The organism is Enterobacter cloacae complex sp. HYC042_NIDB, from assembly GCF_056673315.1.
Window position 1 is genome coordinate 3,976,725 of record NZ_CP109650.1, and the last position, 22,727, is coordinate 3,999,451.

A 22,727-nucleotide genomic window follows, 5' to 3' on the forward strand; every position below is an offset into this window, starting at 1 on the left:
GATCTCTCTATCGACACGAGGAATTCCATGAACGCTTTCAGTCCTGCGCAGTTTCGCGCACAGTTTCCGGCGCTGGCCGATGCCGGTATTTATCTTGATAGCGCCGCCACGGCCCTGAAGCCCCTGGCGGTGATCGAGGCCACGCAGCAGTTCTACAGCCTGAGCGCCGGCAACGTACATCGCAGCCAGTTTGCCGAAGCGCAGCGCCTGACCGCGCGCTATGAAGCCGCACGCGATCAGGTTGCACGCCTGATCAATGCCGAAAGCGGGAAAAATATCGTCTGGACGCGCGGTACGACTGAAGCCATCAATATGGTGGCCCAGTGCTATGCCCGCCCGCTGCTGCAGCCAGGGGACGAGATCATTGTCAGCGAAGCAGAGCACCACGCTAACCTGGTGCCGTGGCTGATGGTGGCTGAGCAAACGGGCGCGCGCGTTATTAAGCTCCCGTTGAGTGCAGACTTTCTGCCTGACGTGGCCCGTCTCCCTGAGCTGATTACCCCCCGCAGCCGTATTCTGGCGCTGGGGCAGATGTCCAACGTCACCGGCGGCTGTCCGGATCTGGCTCGCGCCATTGAGATTGCCCATGCCAGCGGCGTGGTGGTGATGGTCGACGGTGCTCAGGGCGTGGTTCATTTCCCCGCTGATGTGCAGGCGCTGGATATCGACTTCTACGCCTTCTCCGGGCACAAACTCTACGGGCCAACCGGGATTGGCGCGCTGTACGGTAAACCGGAACTGCTGGCAAAAATGACGCCGTGGCTCGGCGGCGGCAAAATGATTACCGAAGTGACCTTCGACGGTTTTAAAACGCAGGAGGTGCCTTACCGTCTGGAAGCGGGCACGCCGAACGTGGCCGGGGTCATCGGCCTCAGCGCCGCACTTGAATGGCTGGCGGAAACGGACGCGGTTCAGGCGGAAAGCTGGAGCCGAGGGCTGGCGACGCTGGCTGAGGAAGAACTGAAAAAACGCCCGGGTTTCCGCTCGTTCCGCGTTCAGGATTCCAGCCTGCTCGCCTTTGATTTTGCTGGCGTGCATCATAGCGATATGGTGACGCTGCTGGCCGGATACGGCATTGCCCTGCGCGCAGGACAGCACTGCGCCCAGCCGCTGCTGGCGGCGCTCGGCGTCAGCGGTACGCTGCGCGCCTCGTTTGCGCCCTATAATACCCAAAGCGATGTCGACGCGCTGGTTAGTGCCGTTGACCGCGCCCTTGAAATACTGGTGGATTAATGACTAGCGCTGCTTTAGCCGGACATCCGTTTGGCACGGTCATCACTGAAGAGACCTTAAAACAGACCTTCGCCCCGCTCCAGCAGTGGGAAGATAAATATCGTCAGCTGATCCTGCTGGGTAAACAGCTCCCAGCTCTTTCCGACGATCTTAAAGCGCAGGCGAAAGAGATTGCGGGCTGTGAAAACCGCGTCTGGCTGGGCGTGAGCGTCTCCGGCGAGAAGCTGCATTTCTTCGGCGACAGCGAAGGGCGCATCGTCCGGGGCCTGCTGGCGGTCCTGTTAACCGCCATTGAGGGGAAAAGCGCGGCGGAATTGTTAACGCACTCGCCGCTGGCGCTGTTCGACGAACTGGGGCTGCGCGCGCAGCTTAGCGCCTCGCGCGGTCAGGGCCTGATCGCGCTCAGCGACGCGGTGCTGGACGCCGCACGTCAGGTTCAGGCCTGACGTTCCGCCTTCGCCATCATTTTCTTCAGGGCGTGAGAGACCGCCACAAAGCCAAAAGAGGCGGTTACCATGGTGGCCGCCCCAAAGCCTGACGCGCAGTCCATGCGTTTTGGCCCTTCCGCCGTGCTTTTCATCGCACAAACTGAACCATCCGCCTGCGGGTAGACCAGCGCTTCGGTGGAGAACACGCAGTCGACGCCCAGCTTGCCCTTGCTGTTCTTTACCACATTGAAGTCGCTCTTCAGGCGTTCACGCAGCTTGGCAGCCAGCGGATCCTGAATGGTTTTCGCCAGATCGGCAACCTGGATCTGCGTGGGATCGATTTGCCCGCCCGCGCCGCCGGTCGTGACCAGCGGCACCTTGTAACGACGGCAGTATGCGATCAGCGCCGCTTTAGGCCGCACGCTGTCGATGGCATCAATCACATAGCTGTAGCCTTTGCTCATGTACTCCGCGACATTATCTGCCGTCACAAAGTCGTCGATCACCGTCACCCGACACTCCGGATTGATGAGGCGAATGCGCTCCGCCATCACCTCGGACTTCGCCAGGCCGACGTTATCACGCAGGGCGTGGATCTGACGGTTAGTGTTGGTCACACAAACGTCATCCATATCAATCAGCGTGATTGCGCCAATCCCGGTTCTCGCCAGCGCTTCCGCCGCCCAGGAGCCGACACCGCCAATGCCCACGACGCAGACGTGCGCATCCGCAAACAGCTGCAGGGCTTTTTCACCATAGAGACGTGCCGTGCCGCCAAAACGCTGGCGCCAGGCATCGCTGATTACCACAGACATAAAACCTCAGATGTAAAAAGGGTGAGGTTTTCCTCACCCTGAACAGTAATCCGTATTGCGCTCAGAATATCACAATCAGCCGCTGAATACGTTTCCGGTGCCCGGCGCGGCCTTCAGCACCCATACGCGTCCGTAGTGGTTATACCAGCCTGCACGGTGACCAGCATCCGGGCCAATGCCCTGATAGATATCAAAGTGCTGTCCCTTAATCGCTCCGCCCACATCCAGGGCTACCATCAGACGCAGCTCATATTTGCCGTTGAACTTGCCGTTGTTGTCGAGCAGAGGGACTTCCGCCAGCAGCGTGGTACCCGCAGGAATGATAGAACGATCCGATGCCACCGACGCGCGGCCAATCAGCGGCACGGCGCTGGCCCCTTTCACCGGGGCGAAGTTTTGCGGCTTGAAGAAGACGAACGATGGGTTCTGCTCCAGCAGCTCGCGTACCTCGGCTTCACTGTGCTTTTCGCCCCACTCGCGGATCGCCTGCATCGACATATCTTCTTTTTTCACTTCGCCGCGGTCAATCAGCACCTTACCGATGCTGCGGTAGGCATGGCCGTTTTTCCCGGCATAGCTGAAGAAGTTAAGCGGTGAACCGTCGCCAAAATCAATGTAGCCGCTGCCCTGCACGTCCATGATGAAATTATCCATCAGGGAGTTGCTGTAGGCCAGGACGTAGTTTTCGCTCAGCGCACCGGCGTAGATTTCGGCACGGGACGGCAGACGGCCGCGTTTTGGCGGCATACGGTAGATAGGGTACTGGAACTCGCCCTGGCGCGTGTGTCGCGCCTGAACCACGGGCGTGTAATAGCCGGTGAACTGGACGTTGCCGTAGTTATCCGCCCCTTCCATTTGCCAGGCATCAATACCAAACTGGCGCATGTTGCGCGTATCGCCGCCCGCCTTCAGCCAGTCCTGTACCGCGCTATAAACATTGTTCTGTGAGCTATACAGACGCGGCGACGCATTGCGGATCTGGTAGACCTGCTCGGAGAAATCACCGGCGTTGATCGGCGCGCCAACGGCGTCAGGCTGATTAACTAAAGAGAAAGGCTGGGATAACTTCCCGTCTTTATACTGCTGACCGCGATCGGTCGGTTTGGAAGAACAGGCCGCAAGAATCGCTACCATTGCGCCCGCCATCAGATACTTCGCCCAACGTCCTTTCATTATATCTCGTCTTTAAGTTGCCCATTTCCGCGTGATGAAGATAACAAACCGACAAAGCGAATGAAATGCGATCGCATGCCCTTTGGCAAATTCAGAGCAAAAAATAGTCTAAATGTCGCAATGCCGTTCACTTTACATACAAAGTTAATGATTTATGTGAAAAAGGGGTTGCATCACAAACCTATCCGAGTATAGTGCGCTTCCACGGACGCGGGGTGGAGCAGCCTGGTAGCTCGTCGGGCTCATAACCCGAAGGTCGTCGGTTCAAATCCGGCCCCCGCAACCAATTAAAATTTGATGAAGTATAAGCAGTACGGTGACGCGGGGTGGAGCAGCCTGGTAGCTCGTCGGGCTCATAACCCGAAGGTCGTCGGTTCAAATCCGGCCCCCGCAACCAATCAAATTTTAGAAAAGATAAGAAGTACGGTGCCGCGGGGTGGAGCAGCCTGGTAGCTCGTCGGGCTCATAACCCGAAGGTCGTCGGTTCAAATCCGGCCCCCGCAACCAACACTTCTAAAAACAATAAACACCCTTAAGGGTGTTTTTTTGTATCTGCCGTTTGTGAATTTGCCGGGCATTTCACCCGGCTAAAAACCTACCCGCGCCGCGCCAGCGTCGCCCCGTCTGAGAAATACGCCCGTATCCCCGCCAGAATCGACTCCGCCACCTCCTGCTGGAACTTTGCCGTCTTGAGCTTACGCTCTTCTTCAACGTTACTGATAAACGCGGTTTCTACCAGAATGGACGGGATATCCGGTGCCTTCAGCACCGCAAACCCGGCCTGCTCAACGCTGTTTTTGTGCAGCTTATTGATGTTCCCCAGCTTGCCCAGCACCGCTTTACCAAACTTCAGGCTGTCGTTAATGGTCAGGGACTGCACCATGTCGAACATGGTGTGGTCGACGTAGCGGTCGCCGCTTTTGCTCACGCCACCGATCAGGTCCGAGGCGTTCTGGGTGTCCGCAAGGTATCGCGCCGCGGTACTGGTCGCGCCCTTGGTTGAGAGCGCAAACACCGACGAGCCGCTCGGCTGGCGGCTGGTAAAGGCATCCGCATGGATCGAGACGAACAGATCGGCACGCTGCTTCTGCGCTTTCGCCACCCTCACCTTCAGCGGGATAAAGACATCCTCATTGCGCGTCATGTAGGCGCGCATATTGCCCTCTTTATCAATTAACGCCTTCAGACGACGGGCAATTTGCAGCACCACATCTTTTTCACGCGTATGGTATTTCCCCACCGCACCGGAGTCTTCGCCGCCGTGGCCGGGATCGAGCATGATCACAATCGGACGATCGCGCCCTGCTTTCCCCGGCTGCGGGCCGCTTTGCGCAGGCGGCACCTGACGCTGAAGATCGCCTTTGTTGTAATCCTCCAGCAGGGCGAGAAGCGGATCCTGAATATCCGTCGCATTCGCCGGGTAAAGATCCATCACCAGACGCTCTTTAAACGTCGCGACGGGCGCCAGGGCGAACAGCTGCGGCTTAACGTTCTGCTTAAGCTCAAACACCATGCGCACGGTTTGCGGATCAAACTGACCGACGCGCGCCGATTTAATAAACGGATCGTCCCCGCGGATCTGCGCCGCCATGCCTTTCAGCACGGAGTTGAGGTTCACCCCTTCGAGATCCACCACCACGCGTTCAGGGTTGCTGAGGGCAAATTGCTTATATTTCAGCACGCGATTGGATTCAACCGTCACGCGCGTATAGGTCGACGACGGCCAGACGCGCACCGCCACCACCTGACTCGTGGCGGCAAGACCGACCTGGCTGACGCTAAGCAACCACATTGCCCCGGCCCCTTTTAACAAACGGCGGCGGCTTATTGCTGAATTGGATCCCGACATGCTTCTCCCGAGCAAGAAAACAAACTGATATACAAAAGTGCAGATTGACCGAAAACTTTAACGAATGACGCATAAACTGTCATCTATAAAAGGGTAAACAATCATACGTTAACGCACGGATTACTTATTAATTTCTGTAGGTCGCAGAAAATTTGCACTTGCACACGCGCCCACAATCGAATAAAAATACATAAATTACGAATAAACATTCATTAAGGGTTGTGCCATGGTGAAGGAACGTAGAACCGAACTGGTCCAGGGATTCCGCCATTCTGTTCCCTATATCAACGCCCACCGGGGAAAAACGTTTGTCATCATGCTGGGCGGCGAAGCCATTGAGCATGAAAATTTTTCCAGCATCGTCAATGACATTGGCCTGCTGCACAGCCTCGGGATCCGCCTGGTAGTGGTCTATGGCGCGCGCCCGCAGATCGACGCCAACCTGGCCGCTCACCACCACGAGCCGATTTACCACAAACATACCCGCGTCACGGATGCCAAAACCCTGGAGCTGGTGAAGCAGGCGGCGGGTCTGCTGCAATTGGATATCACCGCTCGCCTGTCGATGAGCCTGAACAACACGCCGCTACAGGGCGCGCATATCAACGTCGTGAGCGGGAACTTTATCATTGCCCAGCCGCTCGGCGTGGACGATGGCGTGGATTACTGCCACAGCGGCCGCATTCGTCGTATTGATGAAGAGGCCATTCACCGTCAGCTCGACAGCGGTGCCATTGTCCTGATGGGGCCAGTGGCGGTTTCCGTAACCGGTGAAAGCTTTAACCTGACGTCCGAAGAGATTGCCACCCAGCTGGCGATCAAGCTGAAGGCGGAAAAAATGATTGGGTTTTGCTCCTCCCAGGGCGTCGTAAACGATGAAGGGGTGATTGTGCCGGAACTCTTCCCGAATGAAGCGCAGGCCCGCGTTGAAGCGCTGGAAGCCGAAGGGGATTACCACTCCGGCACCGTCCGCTTCCTGCGTGGCGCCGTGAAAGCCTGCCGCAGCGGCGTGCGCCGTAGTCACCTGATCAGCTATCAGGAAGATGGAGCTCTGCTGCAGGAGCTGTTCTCCCGCGACGGTATTGGCACCCAGATTGTGATGGAAAGTGCGGAGCAGATTCGCCGCGCGACCATCAACGATATCGGCGGCATTCTGGAGCTGATCCGTCCGCTGGAACAGCAGGGTATTCTGGTTCGTCGCTCCCGCGAGCAGCTGGAGATGGAGATCGACAAATTCACCATTATCCAGCGCGATAACCTGACCATTGCCTGCGCCGCCCTCTATCCGTTCCCGGAAGAGAAAATCGGAGAAATGGCCTGCGTGGCGGTGCACCCGGATTACCGCAGCTCTTCACGCGGCGAAATGCTGCTTGAGCGCGTGGCGGCACAGGCGCGTCAGATGGGGCTGAGCAAGCTGTTCGTCCTGACGACGCGCAGCATTCACTGGTTCCAGGAGCGCGGGTTCACGCCGGTGGATATTGATTCTCTGCCGGAAACGAAGAAAGAGATGTACAACTATCAGCGCCGTTCGAAAGTGCTGATGGCCGACCTGGGGTAATCCTTCCTTTGCCGGCGTCGTTCAGAGGGAGTCAAATATCGCGCTCAGCCCGCTTCGGCGTTCCGTGCGGGTGGCAATCGCCTGTACCAGCACCCGTTCATCGGTATACAGCGACAGGCGCTGACGCGCGCGCGTAATGGCGGTATAGATCAGCTCGCGGGTAACGACGGGGGAAAGCTGTGTGGGCAGGATAAGTGCCGCATGGTTAAACTCAGAACCCTGGGATTTATGCACCGTCATCGCCCAGGCAGTTTCATGCTCGGGCAAACGGCTCGGCTGGAAGGACTTCACGCTACCGTCCGGCATCTGGAACCAGACGCGGAGCCCCTGCCCACGATCGAGCGCAATCCCGATATCCCCGTTAAACAACCCCAGCGCGCTGTCGTTGCGGGAGATCATCACCGGCCGGCCTTCATACCAGCGCGAGTGCGGAGTACGGTTGATTTTACGCTTTTGCGCCAGCAGCTGTTCCAGCCTGTCGTTCAGGCCGCTGACGCCAAAGGGCCCTTCCCTCAACGCGCAGAGCAGCTGGTATTCGCCAAACGCGGCAATGACCTGCTCCGGCGTGCTTTGCTGCTGTACGCCCGTCAGAAAATGTTGGTACCCCAGCAGGGCGTCATCCAGCATCGCCTGATACTCTTCCCCGGTTTGCAGCGATTTTTTCTCAATATCGGTAAAGGTACCGTCAAATACCGCACAGGTAGCGTGCCGGTCGCCCCGGTTCACCGCCGCCGCAAGCTGACCAATGCCGGAGTCGCTGCCAAAACGGTAGCTTTTTTGCAGCAGACACAGGCTGTCGCGCAGCGCCCCCGCAAGTAAATGGTTTTCAGCCGCGAGCGAACATCCGGTCAGGCGCGCCAGCTCCTCAGCGCGTTCTGCAGTATACCCCAGGCTGGCATAGGTGCAGATATCGCCCAGCACGGCCCCGGCCTCCACGGAGGCAAGCTGATCGCGGTCGCCGAGGAAAATGACGCGCGCGTGCGGCGGTAACGCATCAATCAAACGCGACATCATCGTCAGGTCAATCATCGACGCTTCATCCACAACCAGCACGTCCAGATGCAGCGGGTTACCGGCATGGTAGCGCAGACGCTGGCTACCCGGCTGCGCGCCGAGCAAGCGGTGCAGCGTGCTGGCTTCGTTAGGGAAAAGCGCAAGCCGCTCCCCGGTGAGCGGCAGTTTTTGCAGCGCGCCGCCTAACGACTCCGTCAGACGTGCAGCCGCTTTACCGGTGGGTGCCGCCAGGCGGATACGACACTTTTGCTCACCCGATAACTGAATCAGCGCGGCAAGCAGCTTAGCCACGGTGGTCGTTTTACCGGTGCCCGGCCCGCCCGAAATCACCGATATCCGCCGCGTTAACGCCACTGCTGCCGCCACTTTCTGCCAGTCTGTCTCGTCGTCAGAGGTAAACAGCGTATCCAGCGTTTGCCGGAGCAGTGCTTCATCGCACGGGAGCGGAGCATTGGTCTCGCTGAAAAAGCGTGCCACCGTCAGTTCGTTACGCCACAGCCGGTTCAGATACAAACGCTCACCCGTCAAAATCATTGGCGTACCGGTATCGGCACTGCTGACGGCGGGCGAGCGGAGTAATATTTCTTGCCAGTCCACTGCCTCACCCAGAAGCGCGAAACACGCCTGTAAAGCCGGCGGCATTTTCTCATCCACCACCAGACGTGAAAGCGGCAGACAGACATGCCCTTCTCCCGCATCTTTACTCAGGATCGCCGCGGCAAGCATGACGGCAGGCTCTTCGCCCGCCACCATCATGGCAAATTGTACGTCCAGGTGGCGAAGTGCACGTTGTTCAATTGCGTCCAGCAGTAGCGCCTGCATCGTCATGCTACTTCCTCCGTGCTTGCAGCAAACAGGTTATCCATCTTTTCAATCAACTCCGCAGCCGGACGGGTGCTGAAGATACCCGAACGCGGGTTGTTAGCATCCACGCCGCGCAGAAACAGGTAAATGACGCCGCCAAAATGATCTTCATAGCGATAATCGGCCATGCGATGGCGCAGGTAACGGTGCAGCGCCAGGGTGTAAAGCTGATATTGCAGATCGTAGCGATGCATTTGCATCGCTGAGGCCATCGCCTGCTGGGTATAGGCTTCGCTGTTTGCCCCCAGCCAGTTCGATTTGTAATCCAGCAGGTAGTAGCGCCCTTCGTGGCGGAAAACCAGGTCGATAAAGCCTTTCAGCATCCCCTGCACCTGGCGAAAATTCAGCGGCGGACACCCGGCGGATAACGGATCGTACTCGCGGATCAGCGCATCAAGCGCCTCGGCCCTGAGCGGGCTGGCGATGGGGAGGTAAAACTCCATCTCCACCTGCTTATCTTTGGCGGTCAGCTGGCTCAGCGAGATCCCCTGCGCCGTGAGCGGCGCGTGCAGAACAGCGCGGATCCATTCAGTGAGAACCGGCTGCCACTGTGCGTCGTAGCCTCCGCTCTGTAACATCTTCAGCACCCACTCTTCTGATACCGGTTGGGTAAAATCCAGCTCTTCAAACAGGCTGTGCAAAAACGTGCCCGGCGAGGCGCCGCGCGGAAACTGATGCGGCGTGAGCGCCGGCTCGACGGGCACGCTCCCGGCCCCAGCGGCATCCACGTCCAGTTTTGGCATCAGATCCTGCGCAATACTCTGTCCGTGCTGCTGTAAACCGGAGTAACTGGTGACGCGCCAGTCGTCAGCGATTGTGCGAGCCACCTCGCGGGCATGCAGCGCTGACTCTCCCTGCTCCGGCGTCTGCCAGCGGCTGCTGTCGGGCTGGGAGGGAATATGCAGGGCAACATGCTCTGAGCAAAGTGATTCGATGCACTGGCGCAGCCCTGCGGCATCTTTAGGCTCGCCGCGCTGAATAAGCCGCCCCAGCGCGCTCAGATGAAAATCACTCTCGCCGCTCTTTTCGCCACGGCGACGGAACAGCGGCGCGACGCCCAGGGAACAGTGCCAGACCGAACGGGTCAGCGCCACATATAGCAGGCGCAGGTCTTCCGCGAGACGCTCGGCTTCGGCCAGCTCGACGCTGGACTCCGCGTTGCTGAGGTCGAGTACCGCTTCGAACGACTCGCGATCGTGGTAAAAAGCCTGGTCCTGTACGCGATAATTGGCGATAAACGGCAGCCAGACCAGCGGATACTCCAGGCCTTTCGACTTGTGAATGGTGACGATCTGCACCAGATGTTTATCGCTCTCGAGGCGCATCTGTTGGCTGGAAGAATTGCTGTTAGGGTCGGCAATCTGCTGGGCCAGCCAGCGCACCAGAGCATGCTCGCTCTCCAGCTGCGTACCCGCTTCCTGGAGCAGCTCGCTGATGTGCAAAATATCGGTCAGACGGCGCTCGCCGCCCGCTGTCGCCAGCATGTTTTCCGCAATGTGACGATGTGCCATGAGCTCGCGCACCATCGCCATCACGCCGCGCTTCTGCCATTTTTCACGGTAGCGCACAAACTCTTCTACCACAGCATCCCACGCGGATTCGTCAGTATTAAGCGCATCAATGTCACGCGCGTTCAGCCCGAGCATCGCGCTCGCTAAGGCGCTGCGGAGCGTGCTTTCACGCTCCGGGGCCAGCACAGCCTGCAGCAGCCATAGCATCTCGAGGGCTTCCAGCGTTTCAAAAACGCTGTCGCGGTTGGAGAGGTAGACGGACGGTATATTCAGTAGCGTCAGGGCGTCGCGGATAAGCGCGGCCTCCTGACGGCTGCGCACCAGCACCGTGATATCAGATGCCTTTACCGGGGCTGGTTTATCCTCCTTCCACAGCAGCGCATCGCCGCGCGCGCCTGCGCTGAGCCAGTCCCTAATTTGCGCCGCACAGTGCTGGGCCATAGCATTTTGATAGTCCGCGACGCCCCAGCCTTCCCCGTCAAGTAGCCAGAAGTTCATGGCTGGCTGAGTTTCGCCATTAACCTCGAAGCGCAACGCGGTATTTTTAGGGGCGAACTTGACCGGCTGGAAAGGGATCTCCCGGAACATAAACGCCGTATCCATGCGGCTGAAGAGCGCATTGACGCTTTCCACCATGCCGGGAGAAGAGCGCCAGTTGGTGTCGAGCGTGTAGTGTGCGTCAACCTCGCTGCGGGCTTTCATGTAGGTGAAAATATCCGCACCGCGGAAGGCGTAAATGGCCTGCTTAGGATCGCCGATTAACAACAGCGCGGTGCCGGGCTGCTGGCGCCAGATACGGCGGAAAATGCGGTACTGCTGAGGGTCGGTATCCTGAAATTCGTCAATCATTGCCACCGGGAAGCGGGTGCGAATCGCAGCGGCAAGCGCTTCGCCATTTTCACTGCACAGCGCCGCATCAAGCCGGCTCAGCATATCGTCGAAACCCAGTTCCCCCCGGCGGCGTTTCTCGCGCGCCACGGCTTCACGAATTTCGGTCATGGCGCGGACGATCATCAGATCGTTGAGCGTGAGGGGCTCCGCTAGCAGGGTTTCGATCGCTACAAACAGGGGATGCTCAGGCACAATGCCGTCGGCTTTGGTCCGCTCAGCCAGGAAACGTTGGGAGAATTTCTCCAGCGCGTCCGGGAGCTGGTAGCCCCGCGTCTCTTCCTGCGCCCACGCGCTGATCTTCTCGATCCATTTGCCCTGGTTGCCGCGATTGAACTTACGTCGATCGATCCCGGAATTCTCGATGATCGCGTCAATCTCACCGACTGACTCAATCCATTTTTGTTTGATGTCGGCAATTTTAGCGATGATTTTTTCATGGCGTGAGGCCAGGGTTTCATCCGCCGGGGGCGGAGATTTGATGACCGGCGCTTCCCCCTGAAGATAACGATCGATGGCGCGCAGCAGTGCTTCGGGCCCCTTCCACAACGCATGTACCGCTTCCGCAATATCCCGCTGTAACGGATAGCAGTGGCGACGCCAGAAATCCGCGCAGGCCTGATAGCGAAGCACGGATTCATCTTCAATAAGCTGTTGCTCAAACAGCATGCCGGATTCAAACGCATTCAGGCTCAGCATGCGCTGGCAAAAACCGTGAATGGTGAAGACGGACGCTTCGTCCATCTGCCTTTCTGCGAGGAGCAGCCACTGGGCTGCCTGTTGCTTATCGGCAATCTCTTTCAGAAGGCTCGCGTAAAGAGGGTTATCCGTGCTCTGGCGCAGACAGGCGATGCGCAGTTCGTGGATATTGGTCCGAATACGGCCGCGCAGCTCAGCGGTGGCGGCCTCGGTAAAGGTAACAACCAGTAGCTCTTCAACGCTCAAAGGACGAGGAAAAGCGGCGTTACCGCCAAGCCCTAACAGCAGGCGCAGATAGAGCGCGGCGATGGTGAAGGTTTTTCCCGTTCCCGCTGAGGCTTCAATCAATCGTTCACCCTGCAGAGGTAAACGTAAGGGATCAAGGGACTCAGCGGTATCGGTCATTCTTTCTTACTCCAGGGCATAGATTGCTGCAACGCGCTGACGCTCTTCCAGACTTTCCAGCCTTTCGGGTTCACGTAGTCCGTTTTCCCGTTCTGGCTACCGGATACCTGAGACAGGATAGTGATGCCCTGCGGCTTAATCACGGCCTGATGGAAGAAATCGGCAGCCTTCTGCGGCGTCAGCTGTTTTATCTCGGCCACTACTTTATCACGCGAATCAAATTTCAGATTACCGCGATCGAAATCTTTGCTCAGCTGTGACGCCTCTTCGCCCAGCGTCTGCGGCGGCTGCATCACCTGCGCGATGACGGCCTGCTGGATCTGAGCAAACTCTTCCGGCTTCATGGCCCGCAGTTTTGCTTCCACCTGCGGGAAGAACGCCTGATAGCGGTGCCAGAGATAGGCCGGCTGTTTGTCGCTGCTTTGCAGCAGGAAGCCCAGCCCCCATTGACGCCCCACGTTCATTGAGAAAGCAAATACCGCATAGCCAAGCTGCTCTTCTGTGCGCAGCTGGTTATAGAACCACGGCTGAATAATCTGACCCAGAACGGCGCTCTGCGCAGAGCTTGCGAATTCATCATAGCCCGTTGGCACAAACACCGCGGCCAGCGCGGAATCGGTGCTGCTCCCCGCTTTTTCAAAGATCACATTCTGTTTTTTCTCAACCAGCACGTCCTGGTTACGGCACCACTCGTCCCCTTTCGAACCGAGCTGCGTGCGAACATTTTCTGCCAGCGTTTTGGCCTGATCTTCGCTCATGTTGCCGACGATAAGAAACTCCGGGCGCGTGTTGGTTTTTAGCGAGTCACGGTAAGCCAGCACCTCTTTTAATGAGATTGATGGCAGCAAGGCACGGCGTTCTTCACGCTGGAAATAAGGTATTTGCGACAGCATTTGCGCCGGCATAAGCGCCTGATCGTAAGCTTTGCCCTTTTCTGCAGAATCCATCATCTGCGCATACCAGGATTTAGCCTGCTCAAGCTGCTCTTCCGTTGGCGTGTAGCTGAAGTAACCCTCGAGCAGTGCCTTGAAAAGCTGAGGCAGACGCTGAGTATAGCCATTTGCATTAAGCATCAAACCGTTGTTGGCGTTGGTGGAGAAGCTGATCCCGCCCACGGCCGCCTGGTTGCTGAGCTGATCGAGCGCGATACCGGCCAGATAGTCATTGAGCGCGAACATCACCTGATTTTTGGCGCTGTTCATCGCTTTCGGGTTACGCAGGACCACGCTGACATCGGCCTTTGGCTCGCTCGCAAAATAACGGCTTGGGGTATACACCACGCGCAGCGTCGGTTCATCAATAATGAGCTCCGGGTGCGGATAATCCTTAGTCGTTTTGATCAGCGAGAAATCATCCGGGATATAGGGGTTCAGCTCCGGCAACTTCAACGCAATCTCACCGGCCTTCTTCTGCCAGTCGGCGAAGGTCTGGTCGCTGATTTTGTCTACCTGATAAGGGGCATCAACAAAGTATGCCGTCTTGTTATGCGGTTCGTTCGGGCTGATGTACCAGATGCGGGCATTTTGCGGCGTCATCATTGCCAGGCGCGCTTTTACCGCCTCGGCATCATAACGATCGGCAATATTGACCGCGTCGAGCGTGTGCGCCACCGGCACGCGGATCATGGTATCCGCCAGCCACTCCACGTAATCCATATCGCGGGTAATGGACGGGTAACGGAAATCGAGATCCAGTACGTGCGCGAGTTCATCAAAATAGCGCTTATCGACGCCTTTCTCGCGCAGTAAAGAGAGGTAGCTAAAGATAGCCGCCACCACTTCATCACGGTTGGCCTGACCTTTGTCGGTCAGGGTGGCGGAGATCGCCAGCACGCCGCTATTGCCGTTTACCACGGGATCGGAATCGGCGCGGATCCCTTCCACCAGCCCCTGTTTTTGCAGCCAGTCAGATAAGGTTCCCGGGCTGCGGTTACCAATCAGGTAGGTCACCAGCTCGTCGGTTTTACTGCGAAACTGGGCTGTGTTGTTATCAATGCGGAACTCAACGCGCAGCACTTTGCGGGGCATGGCAGGGACGTAGTGGATGACGATCCCTTTTTGCGCGTCCGTGACAACCGGTACGTCTATCTTCGGCAGGTCAATATTTTTATTCGGCACCCGGCCAAACGTTTGTGCCGCCAGTCCGGCAAGCTCCGGCAACGGTTTGTTGCTGTAAATAACCGCCTTCATCAGGTTGGCGGAGTAGTATTTGTCACGAAACGCATGCAGGGCGTCAATGACCGGGCTTCCCGGTTTATCGCTCAGCGTCTCCAGGTTACCGCCCGAGAAACGTGAGCCCGGATGCGCCGGGTTGATGGTCTCGGCGCTGACCTGCGCCATACGCATACCGTCCCGGGTACGGGCCATGGTCAGCTCCGCATTGACGGCATTGCGCTCGCGGTCGGCGTATTTTTTATCCAGCAGCGGCGCGGCGATAGCATCGGCAAGACGATCAACCGCCCCTGCCAGCGCGTCATTTTCGACTTCGAGATAAAAGGCCGTGCGGTACGGTGCCGTGCTGGCGTTGTGGCTGCCGCCGTGCATTTTCAGGAATTCAGAAAGGCTATCCGGCTGCGGATATTTTTTAGAGCCCATCAGCGTCATGTGTTCGAGGTAATGCGCCAGCCCCGGATGCGCCTCAGGATCTTCCAGCGATCCAACCGGCACCACTAACGCCGAGAGGGATTTCACCGCCTGCGGATCGGAAACCAGCAGCACGGTCATACCGTTATCAAGGCGGATAGCCTGATACTGTCGGGTATCTTTTTCGCTCTTACGGATAGTTTCCTGAACGGGTTGCCAACCGGAGTCTGCCTGAGTGACGGGAGCCCAAAGGGCGACAAACAAAACAAATGCTTTGAACAAGGTGCTGCCTGGCATTACGACCTCTTTATCACGGCTATCCCGTCATACTTCAAGTTGCATGTGCGTCGGCTGCATGCGTTCACCCCAGTCACTTACTCATGTAAGCTCCCGGAGATTCACGCCCTTGCCGCCTTCCTGCAACTCGAATTATTTAGGGCAAACATCATTAACAAACTGCGTGCTGGACACGCCAACATCTCTTTATTTAGGTACATCAGTCCGTGATAAGAAGTGCATCATAAATGAACACCCCATACTGCGCAATTTTTATACAGCGCTCAGGACTGATTAAACTTAAACAACGGTAACAGGTAGCGCTGTGCCTCTTCCGTAATAGCTTCGAAGTATTCTGGCTCAAGCGTTCGCCATAGACGTTGATACCAGACATCCTCACCTTCACCGCGTACCATCATGTTTCCTTCATAGGCCTGCATAAATTTACTGCGCGCTTTCTGCAGCGAAGCCTCATCCGTTAACATCGCATCATTCTGCGCGTCATAACAGGCTTTTATCCACGCTCCGCCACTTTCGGGCAGTAACAGGAGGGGTTTGTTCATTCCCTGAAGATAGCCCTCAATATACAAGGACAGATAGCGTAACGCCTGTTCTGCCTCCATAGGTGGGAAGCGCCATTCGCCCTCTTTGCGCACGAAGATCCGGCTTTCACCTTTATTCCCACCCGCACTGTAGACAAGATGTTCCAGCCAGAGTTGCAATCCTTGTGAAACGCTGAGCAGAGAAGGCCGCCAGCGCAGTAGCCCATCTGGCTGAACCTGGGTTAGCCAGCCCGTGAGCTGTATGCCCTTGCAGCTGAGATCGATTTCGATGCTGTATCCGGGCTGGCGGTGCTCCCTGACGCGCTCCGCCAGAGCGGTCATCTCCTGGCACTGCGCCTCCCAGACGATTTCCCCAAACGCACCGTAAGGTAGTTGTCCTGCGGCACGGTAGCGGCGGTAAAGTTTGTCTGCATCTTCCTCTTCAACCAGCGCATTAAGCAGCTGGAGGTTTAGCTGATAGCGCTCCAGCCCTTCCAGAGTAAAGGGTTCTGCATCAGGAATTTCGCTCTCTTCAGAGCGGAAGTTGACCTGTAATCGCTGCTGGAAGAAGGCGCGCACCGGATGCGCCCAAAACCGCTGAAGCTGTTCGAAAGTCAGAGTATTAATGGGCAGCGGATCAAGCGGCTGAATAAAATCCGTATGGGCTCTCCCCTCTTTTTTCGCTGCTGGCAGCCATTCGCGGGCATAGCTCTGCTGTTCGCTGACAATATAGTTTACCGGGTCAAACGGCATGCGGCTGTGGATACAGGTAATGTGCGCCTTCACCCGCTGCTCGCTTTCATCGCAGTTAAGCGCCTCATCCCCAGCCAGATAGTGGCTCTGGCCGATATAGTCCACCAGTTCCTGCACCAGAACGGAGGGGAAGCGCTCGCTGTTGTCCTGAATGGAGCGACCGATATAGCTGATATAGAGCTTACTTTGAGCGGAGATGAGCGCTTCAAGGAAGAGATAGCGGTCATCATCACGACGGCTACGGTCCCCCCGCTTTGGATCTGCGTTCATCAAATCGAACCCCAGCGGTGCCAGGGCCCGAGGATAAATACCGTCGTTCATGCCGAGCAGGCAGACCACCTTAAAGGGAATTGAGCGCATTGGCATCAGGGTACAGATATTGATGGGGCCTGCCAGGAAACGCTGGCTGATTCGCTCCTGGTCAAGGCGCTGCGTCAACTCATCTCTCAGCAGCGACAAAGGAATCGCTTCGCGATAGTGGGAATTCACGCCCTCGTCAACGATAGCCTGCCACTGCGTTTCAATGAGCGCCATCGCCGCTTCGGTGTCGTTGTCTGGCAGGAAGAAATCATTAAGTAACGCCCTGCACACCGGGAGCCACTCTTCAAGCGGACGCGGCTGCATTAGCTCACGGCGCCAGCGGTTAAGCTGCATCAGCAGAGAAGCTAAATGCCCTACCAGGTCAGCAATCAAACCGCTGGACTCATCGTAAGGCAACACTTCGTTCCACTCGCCCTGGCTGCTCTCCATGGCGTAGCCCAGCAGCATACGCGTCAGGCCAAACCGCCAGGTATGCTGGCCGGTTGGGGGAAGCTCGAATTCCTGGACGTTATCGTCATCGATGCCCCAGCGAACGCCTGATTCGTTTACCCACTGGCGAAGGTAGCGCAGCCCTTCTTCATTGATGTTGAAGCGGGCTGCCAGCACGGGAACATCCAGTAACGCCAGAACATCTTCGGAGATAAACCGGCTATCCGGCAGTGAAAGCAGGGTGATAAATGCCTGCAATGCCGGGTGAGACTGACGGGCACGACGGTCAGAGATGGCGTAAGGCAGATATCGCTCACCCGTCGCACTGCCGAAGACGGCCTGAATAAAGGGACTGTAGCTGTCGATGTCCGCCACCATCACCACGATATCGCGCGGCGTCAGTTCAGGGTCGTCCTGCAGCATCGCCAGCAGCCGATCGTGAAGCACTTCGACCTCACGCTGCGGGCTATGACAAACATGGATCGTGATACTGCGATCCTCAGCATCCAGCTTCCGCTTGCTGTCGCTGCGCTCAAACTCTTTCGCCGTCACGCCCATGACGGCGCGGTTCTCCAGATCCAGAATATCTAACTGAATATTATGCAGCAGACTATCCGGGGCGATCTCGACAAAGGCGTCAACGTCACCTTCGCCTGATGACGTAATATCGGAGAGCATGTGAATATAATCACGCCCCAGCTTCCCCCATGAGGCAAGCAGTGGATTGGGCAGGTTCTGGATGCCGTCTTCATCAAAAAGCTGCCCGGCAGTCGAGCCGTCTTTAAACAGCGGGACGGATCGTTCTTCAAAAAGGCGCTTTCGCTGGCGAGTCACCAGCCGCGCAAGCCAACGTTCGTCGAGGATATCCCCCCAATACTGTCGGCAAGGGTTGGTGAACAAAATATGAATATCGATATGTTTACCCAGCGCATTCAACGCTTTCAGATAAACAGGCGGTAATGCGGATATCCCACAGATAAAAACGCGTGACGGCAGTCGGGCTGGACGCGCCGACGCATTTTCGAGTATTGAGATAAACCGATCGTACAGGTTGGCACGATGCCACTTAGGCTGCCCAAGTTTCTCCGTATGCTCGACCAGCGCTTTCCAAAGCGGTGCCTGCCATATTTGCGCCTCCGGTAACCCTTCAACCAGTTCGCCCGCTTCCCAGCGAATTAACCAGTCAGAACGGTAAACAAGATATTGGTCGTAGAGATCGGCGGTGCGCGACGCCAGCTGGAACAGCTTGCGCTTATCGGTATCGTCATTGAGGTAGTGGCGCAGCATGGCGAATTCATCATGCTGGAGCATCTCCGGCAGCAGCGCCATCAGCTTCCAGCTCATGCCCTGCTTGTTGAAGGCGCTCTGCTCGGGGATGTCCGGTAACACGCGAACAAACATCTCCCAGATAAAGCTCGCGGGCAGCGGGAAATCAATATTCGCGGCAATGCCAAACTTACGGGAAAGCGACATTTGCAGCCACTGTGCCATACCGGTGCTCTGCACCAGCACCATTTCAGGCTCAAAAGGATCGTCGAGCCGCTCGCGCTCAACGATAAATTCCATAAGTGCTTCCAGCACATCCAGACGATTTGAGTGGTAGACCCTTAACATAGACGCTCCCGACTACTGGCTAACCGGGCAATGCAGACGCGTTATTTCACCGCGTCGCCCCAGAGGAGAAATAAGTGTAACCGTGATGCTGACACATCCTGCGTGCGTTGTCTGCACCCGACTGGCCTGCCAGCCTGCGGGCAGAACATTTGTTGAGAGCTGAGCCTGATTCCAGGCGTGGTGCCAGAGCTGACGATACTGGTTAAACAGCGTAAACCGCGCCGCCAGCGCCCGATGATAGCCGGCCAGTGCCGTGACGATGATGACCAGCAGCATCATCGCCAGCAGAACCTCAACCATGCTAAATCCTTTTTCTTTGCTTACGGCAGCTGGCATAGCGAACGTTCCTTTAGCGGGCAAAAATCACTCCAGCCGTGAGGCGAAAAGCGAATATTACCGTCAATAATCTCTCCTGAACGCCAGAGCAGCAGGTCGTTGACTCCGGCAATCAGTAAAACAGTGGTCTCACTCAGCCGCCGCAAACACACTTGCCAGGCGGGTGCCTTTTTGCACTGGACTTCAGGATCGGGTGACCAGCTCTGAACGCGTCCCCACTCAAGCGCTGACTGTACAGAAGCCTGCTGCTGCAGCGAACGGCTCTCACCGCCAACGAGCGCGCTGAACGTTGTCAGCTGCTGGTTAAGGCCGGTGAGGATAAGCGTACCAAGCACCAGTAAAAGTAGAACCAGCGCCAGCGAAGACATACCGCGTTGACGGTTCACAGGTTATACCCCGTGACCGTATACAAAGCCTGATAAGGCTCTCCTTGATCGCCGTTGCGCAGGGCGGACAGTTCGATATTCAGCTCCGGCGCAAACCCGGTGTGTGTTACTTTCCTCACCACAAAATGCGCGATGGCGAGCCTGTCCGGGTCCGTGAGCTTTTCCCATCCCTGACCTTCACACGAGGTTGCCCCACGAAGCGTTTCCAGCGCGCCCGATTCCAGACGAAAACCGGTGCTGTCGTTTTCTGATGCATTGCGATCCCAGCGACCGTTACTGTTGGCATCCCACCGAACAATGACGCAGCTGCCCTGCCTTGCGATCGCCAGCCCTTGCCCCTGGCAGTTCCCCGCACAGTAACCCGCACGCTGAAGCTGTTTGCCGAGAGCAAACAGGCGCTGCCAGACCTCTTCTTCCAGCTCTCTCTGGCCGGATTGCAGTAATACCGCCTGCTGCAATCCGGGTAGAAAGCGCGATGCGCCAATCAACAACAGGCTACTGATGGCCGTAGCAATCAGAACTTCTGTCAGCGAGAAACCGCGTTGTCTCATCGACATGAACCTCCTTGTGAGACCTTACACATTCTGATGCGCCCTCCGTCTGAGACCAGGATAAGCCATTCTCCGGCACGGCTTTGCAGGCGTATCCGCCCTGCCCATGCCGTATCCCTTAACCCATAGAACCCTAATGACGGTGTGACCTCGCTCACCGCGACCTCTGGCCAGAGTGGAATCAGAACAAAGGGGCTGCCTTTCTCACAGCCTTGCACGGGAGAGCTCACCAGACACTCTGTCTCCCCCAACCGCTGAAGGCTAATTTGATGGTCGCGGTTGTAGCGGTTGGCATGGTTGCGCAGAAACACCAGATAGTCGCGCACCTGGCTGGCGGTTTGCCACAGCCGCTGCTGCCGCTGCCAGCTGTCCCAGCCGTACAGACCTGAGGCGCTGAGTATGACAACCAGCGAGACTGCCACCAGCGTTTCGATAAGCGTAAAGCCGTTCTCTTTTTTCATGCGGGAAGTGTGGCGATTCGCCGTGGGCGTGGCGAGCGGTGAATAATGGTTTTACGAGGCGTTATCCGAAGTATCAGGAGAGTTGCAGCGCGTTGCACGTTTTCTGGATAACGCCTCGGAAAATGGAATAAAGACGAAAAAAAACCGGCGCTAAACAGCACCGGTTATGTCACGCTTTACCGCATCAGATAGCGACAGGCGCTTTGATGCCAGGGTACGGGTCGTACCCCTCAATCTCAAAATCATCAAAGCGGTAATCGAAGATCGATTCCGGTTTGCGTTTGATAATCAGCTTCGGCAGCGCGCGCGGTTCACGAGTGAGCTGGAGATGCGTCTGTTCCATATGATTGCTGTAAAGATGGGTGTCCCCACCTGTCCAGACGAAATCACCCACTTCCAGGTCGCACTGCTGCGCCATCATGTGGACTAACAGCGCATAGCTGGCAATGTTAAACGGCAGGCCGAGGAACACGTCACAGGAGCGCTGGTAGAGCTGGCAGGAGAGCTTGCCGTCTGCGACATAGAACTGGAAGAACGCGTGGCACGGAGCCAGCGCCATTTTATCCAGCTCGCCCACGTTCCAGGCGGAAACGATGATTCGGCGCGAGTCCGGATCGTTTTTCAGCTGGTTCATCACGGTGGTGATCTGGTCAATATGGCGGCCATCAGGCGTTGGCCATGCGCGCCACTGCTTGCCGTAAACCGGGCCCAGGTTGCCGTTTTCATCTGCCCATTCGTCCCAGATAGAGACGTTATTTTCGTGCAGATACGCAACGTTGGTGTCGCCTTGCAGGAACCAGAGCAGTTCATGAATGATCGAGCGCAGGTGGCAGCGCTTCGTCGTCACCAGAGGGAAGCCTTCTTGCAGATTGAAGCGCATCTGGTGGCCAAAAATGGAGAGCGTACCGGTACCGGTACGGTCGTTTTTCGGCGTGCCCTCATCGAGCACTTTTTTCATCAATTCAAGATACTGTTTCATGGTTCCTCAGGAAAGTTGTTGCTGTGGACGACGACGATACGCCCAAATCATCATAATGGCACCCGCGACAATCATCGGAATGGAGAGGATCTGCCCCATGCTGATGTACTGTACCCATTCGCCGGTAAACTGCGCATCCGGCTGGCGGAAGAATTCAACGATGATGCGGAACGCGCCATAGCCAATCAGGAACAGTCCGGAAACAGCTCCCATCGGGCGCGGCTTGCGAATAAACAGGTTGAGGATGATAAACAGCACCACGCCTTCCAGCGCCAGTTCATACAGCTGGGACATATGACGCGGCAGCACGCCGTAGGTATCGAAAATGGACTGCCACTCCGGGTGCGACGGCAGCAGCGCGATATCTTCCGCGCGGGAGCCCGGGAAGAGCATCGTGTACGGCACGCTTGGGTCAACGCGGCCCCACAGCTCACCGTTAATAAAGTTGCCCAGACGACCCGCCCCCAGACCAAACGGGATCAGCGGTGCGATAAAATCTGACACCTGGAAGAAGTTGCGTTTGGTGCGTTTGGCAAAAATCACCATCACCAGGATCACCCCAATCAGGCCGCCGTGGAAGGACATGCCGCCGTCCCAGACGCGGAACAGGTAGAGGGGATCGTTCAGGAACACCGGGAAGTTATAGAACAGTACATACCCAATACGGCCACCGAGGAACACGCCGAGGAAGCCCGCGTACAGCAGGTTTTCAACTTCGTTTTTGGTCCAGCCGCTGCCAGGACGGCTGGCGCGACGGCCCGCGAGCCACATGGCAAAAATAAACCCCACCAGGTACATCAGACCGTACCAGTGAAGCGAAACAGGTCCTACTGAGAAAATGACCGGATCAAACTCCGGAAAATGCAGATAACCACTGTTCATCTGTCACCACAAGATGTTGTTATTCCGCTGAAAGTGGACAGCGGTAGATATGCGATTCTGCCTTAAGCAGAGGCTCCAAAGTTGCGAATCATAGCATAAGGCGGGCGCGGAGGATGCGCCAGAGATGTAAAAGATGTGTATAGGTTTTTGTGCGCACTGGCGCCCTCTCCACAAGGAG

16 protein-coding genes and 3 tRNA genes are annotated in these 22,727 nt (G+C 57.0%); 6 read left to right on the forward strand and 13 right to left on the reverse strand.

Annotated elements, in window-relative coordinates; all coding sequences use genetic code 11:
* Nucleotides 1–27 precede the first annotated feature (27 nt).
* Together csdA and csdE are read left to right on the forward strand one after the other, a co-directional pair.
* The gene (gene csdA / locus OKF39_RS19005; protein ID WP_248187025.1) at nucleotides 28–1,233 is read left to right on the forward strand and encodes a cysteine desulfurase CsdA; all 1,206 of its coding nucleotides are present in this window, start codon (nucleotides 28–30) and stop codon (nucleotides 1,231–1,233) included.
* A complete protein-coding gene (gene csdE, locus OKF39_RS19010) occupies nucleotides 1,233–1,679 on the forward strand; it encodes a cysteine desulfurase sulfur acceptor subunit CsdE (RefSeq protein WP_248187023.1) in 447 nt (148 codons plus the stop codon). Before csdA ends, csdE begins: the two co-directional genes overlap by 1 nt.
* Here the strand turns inward: csdE and tcdA are convergent.
* Together tcdA and mltA are read right to left on the reverse strand one after the other, a co-directional pair.
* Complete coding sequence (gene tcdA, locus OKF39_RS19015; RefSeq protein WP_006811804.1) at nucleotides 1,670–2,476, reverse strand: tRNA cyclic N6-threonylcarbamoyladenosine(37) synthase TcdA; 807 nt, start codon at nucleotides 2,474–2,476, stop codon at nucleotides 1,670–1,672. The genes csdE and tcdA overlap by 10 nt on opposite strands.
* Nucleotides 2,477–2,551: 75 nt before the next feature.
* The gene (gene mltA, locus OKF39_RS19020; RefSeq protein WP_028014275.1) at nucleotides 2,552–3,649 is read right to left on the reverse strand and encodes a murein transglycosylase A; all 1,098 of its coding nucleotides are present in this window, start codon (nucleotides 3,647–3,649) and stop codon (nucleotides 2,552–2,554) included.
* 209 nt (nucleotides 3,650–3,858) lie between these two features.
* Between mltA and OKF39_RS19025 the strand changes: the two genes are divergently transcribed.
* From OKF39_RS19025 to OKF39_RS19035, 3 genes are all read left to right on the forward strand, one after another.
* Nucleotides 3,859–3,935, forward strand: a tRNA-Met gene (locus OKF39_RS19025).
* A 34-nt stretch (nucleotides 3,936–3,969) separates the two neighbouring features.
* A tRNA-Met gene (locus OKF39_RS19030) sits at nucleotides 3,970–4,046 on the forward strand.
* A 33-nt stretch (nucleotides 4,047–4,079) separates the two neighbouring features.
* A tRNA-Met gene (locus OKF39_RS19035) sits at nucleotides 4,080–4,156 on the forward strand.
* Between the two features lie 88 nt (nucleotides 4,157–4,244).
* On the opposite strand, the gene amiC is transcribed toward OKF39_RS19035, so the two are convergent.
* The gene (amiC, locus tag OKF39_RS19040; protein WP_014885071.1) at nucleotides 4,245–5,498 is read right to left on the reverse strand and encodes an N-acetylmuramoyl-L-alanine amidase AmiC; all 1,254 of its coding nucleotides are present in this window, start codon (nucleotides 5,496–5,498) and stop codon (nucleotides 4,245–4,247) included.
* A 226-nt stretch (nucleotides 5,499–5,724) separates the two neighbouring features.
* Here amiC and argA point away from each other — a divergent pair, with 226 nt between their 5' ends.
* Nucleotides 5,725–7,056 (forward strand): amino-acid N-acetyltransferase, encoded by a 1,332-nt coding sequence (gene argA, locus OKF39_RS19045; protein ID WP_014885072.1) that lies wholly within the window; start codon nucleotides 5,725–5,727, stop codon nucleotides 7,054–7,056.
* A gap of 21 nt (nucleotides 7,057–7,077) precedes the next feature.
* Here the strand turns inward: argA and recD are convergent, their stop codons facing one another.
* The 10 genes from recD to lgt form a co-directional block, all read right to left on the reverse strand.
* Nucleotides 7,078–8,898 (reverse strand): exodeoxyribonuclease V subunit alpha, encoded by a 1,821-nt coding sequence (gene recD / locus OKF39_RS19050; RefSeq protein ID WP_045260899.1) that lies wholly within the window; start codon nucleotides 8,896–8,898, stop codon nucleotides 7,078–7,080.
* Nucleotides 8,895–12,437, reverse strand: a complete 3,543-nt coding sequence (gene recB, locus OKF39_RS19055; protein WP_479983256.1) for an exodeoxyribonuclease V subunit beta — start codon at nucleotides 12,435–12,437, stop codon at nucleotides 8,895–8,897. Before recB ends, recD begins: the two co-directional genes overlap by 4 nt.
* Nucleotides 12,434–15,316 carry a pitrilysin gene (gene ptrA / locus OKF39_RS19060; RefSeq protein WP_041908387.1) on the reverse strand — a complete coding sequence of 961 codons (2,883 nt, stop codon included), beginning with the start codon at nucleotides 15,314–15,316 and terminating at the stop codon, nucleotides 12,434–12,436. Before ptrA ends, recB begins: the two co-directional genes overlap by 4 nt.
* A 263-nt stretch (nucleotides 15,317–15,579) precedes the next feature.
* On the reverse strand, nucleotides 15,580–18,954 hold the full coding sequence (gene recC, locus OKF39_RS19065; protein WP_479983257.1) for an exodeoxyribonuclease V subunit gamma: 3,375 nt from the start codon (nucleotides 18,952–18,954) through the stop codon (nucleotides 15,580–15,582).
* A gap of 12 nt (nucleotides 18,955–18,966) precedes the next feature.
* Nucleotides 18,967–19,290, reverse strand: a complete 324-nt coding sequence (locus tag OKF39_RS19070; RefSeq protein ID WP_048960720.1) for a prepilin-type N-terminal cleavage/methylation domain-containing protein — start codon at nucleotides 19,288–19,290, stop codon at nucleotides 18,967–18,969.
* Complete coding sequence (locus tag OKF39_RS19075) at nucleotides 19,275–19,676, reverse strand: DUF2509 family protein (RefSeq protein ID WP_047367465.1); 402 nt, start codon at nucleotides 19,674–19,676, stop codon at nucleotides 19,275–19,277. The genes OKF39_RS19070 and OKF39_RS19075 overlap by 16 nt, the downstream gene beginning before the upstream one ends.
* The gene (locus tag OKF39_RS19080) at nucleotides 19,673–20,233 is read right to left on the reverse strand and encodes a prepilin peptidase-dependent protein (protein WP_479983258.1); all 561 of its coding nucleotides are present in this window, start codon (nucleotides 20,231–20,233) and stop codon (nucleotides 19,673–19,675) included. The genes OKF39_RS19075 and OKF39_RS19080 overlap by 4 nt, the downstream gene beginning before the upstream one ends.
* Nucleotides 20,224–20,688, reverse strand: coding sequence for a prepilin peptidase-dependent protein (locus tag OKF39_RS19085; protein ID WP_069732751.1), 465 nt, complete (start codon nucleotides 20,686–20,688; stop codon nucleotides 20,224–20,226). Before OKF39_RS19085 ends, OKF39_RS19080 begins: the two co-directional genes overlap by 10 nt.
* A gap of 184 nt (nucleotides 20,689–20,872) precedes the next feature.
* On the reverse strand, nucleotides 20,873–21,667 hold the full coding sequence (gene thyA, locus OKF39_RS19090; protein WP_047367463.1) for a thymidylate synthase: 795 nt from the start codon (nucleotides 21,665–21,667) through the stop codon (nucleotides 20,873–20,875).
* A 6-nt stretch (nucleotides 21,668–21,673) separates the two neighbouring features.
* Nucleotides 21,674–22,549, reverse strand: coding sequence for a prolipoprotein diacylglyceryl transferase (gene lgt / locus OKF39_RS19095; RefSeq protein WP_028014284.1), 876 nt, complete (start codon nucleotides 22,547–22,549; stop codon nucleotides 21,674–21,676).
* Nucleotides 22,550–22,727: the final 178 nt, after the last annotated feature.

What these genes read in the sequence shown, in the direction of transcription:
- csdA (WP_248187025.1), top strand. Translation starts at nt 28, where the DNA reads ATGAACGCTTTCAGTCCTGCGCAGTTTCGCGCACAGTTTCCGGCGCTG.
- csdE (WP_248187023.1), top strand. Translation starts at nt 1,233, where the DNA reads ATGACTAGCGCTGCTTTAGCCGGACATCCGTTTGGCACGGTCATCACT.
- tcdA (WP_006811804.1), bottom strand. Translation starts at nt 2,476, where the DNA reads ATGTCTGTGGTAATCAGCGATGCCTGGCGCCAGCGTTTTGGCGGCACG.
- mltA (WP_028014275.1), bottom strand. Translation starts at nt 3,649, where the DNA reads ATGAAAGGACGTTGGGCGAAGTATCTGATGGCGGGCGCAATGGTAGCG.
- amiC (WP_014885071.1), bottom strand. Translation starts at nt 5,498, where the DNA reads ATGTCGGGATCCAATTCAGCAATAAGCCGCCGCCGTTTGTTAAAAGGG.
- argA (WP_014885072.1), top strand. Translation starts at nt 5,725, where the DNA reads ATGGTGAAGGAACGTAGAACCGAACTGGTCCAGGGATTCCGCCATTCT.
- recD (WP_045260899.1), bottom strand. Translation starts at nt 8,898, where the DNA reads ATGACGATGCAGGCGCTACTGCTGGACGCAATTGAACAACGTGCACTT.
- recB (WP_479983256.1), bottom strand. Translation starts at nt 12,437, where the DNA reads ATGACCGATACCGCTGAGTCCCTTGATCCCTTACGTTTACCTCTGCAG.
- ptrA (WP_041908387.1), bottom strand. Translation starts at nt 15,316, where the DNA reads ATGCCAGGCAGCACCTTGTTCAAAGCATTTGTTTTGTTTGTCGCCCTT.
- recC (WP_479983257.1), bottom strand. Translation starts at nt 18,954, where the DNA reads ATGTTAAGGGTCTACCACTCAAATCGTCTGGATGTGCTGGAAGCACTT.
- OKF39_RS19070 (WP_048960720.1), bottom strand. Translation starts at nt 19,290, where the DNA reads ATGCCAGCTGCCGTAAGCAAAGAAAAAGGATTTAGCATGGTTGAGGTT.
- OKF39_RS19080 (WP_479983258.1), bottom strand. Translation starts at nt 20,233, where the DNA reads ATGTCGATGAGACAACGCGGTTTCTCGCTGACAGAAGTTCTGATTGCT.
- OKF39_RS19085 (WP_069732751.1), bottom strand. Translation starts at nt 20,688, where the DNA reads ATGAAAAAAGAGAACGGCTTTACGCTTATCGAAACGCTGGTGGCAGTC.
- thyA (WP_047367463.1), bottom strand. Translation starts at nt 21,667, where the DNA reads ATGAAACAGTATCTTGAATTGATGAAAAAAGTGCTCGATGAGGGCACG.
- lgt (WP_028014284.1), bottom strand. Translation starts at nt 22,549, where the DNA reads ATGAACAGTGGTTATCTGCATTTTCCGGAGTTTGATCCGGTCATTTTC.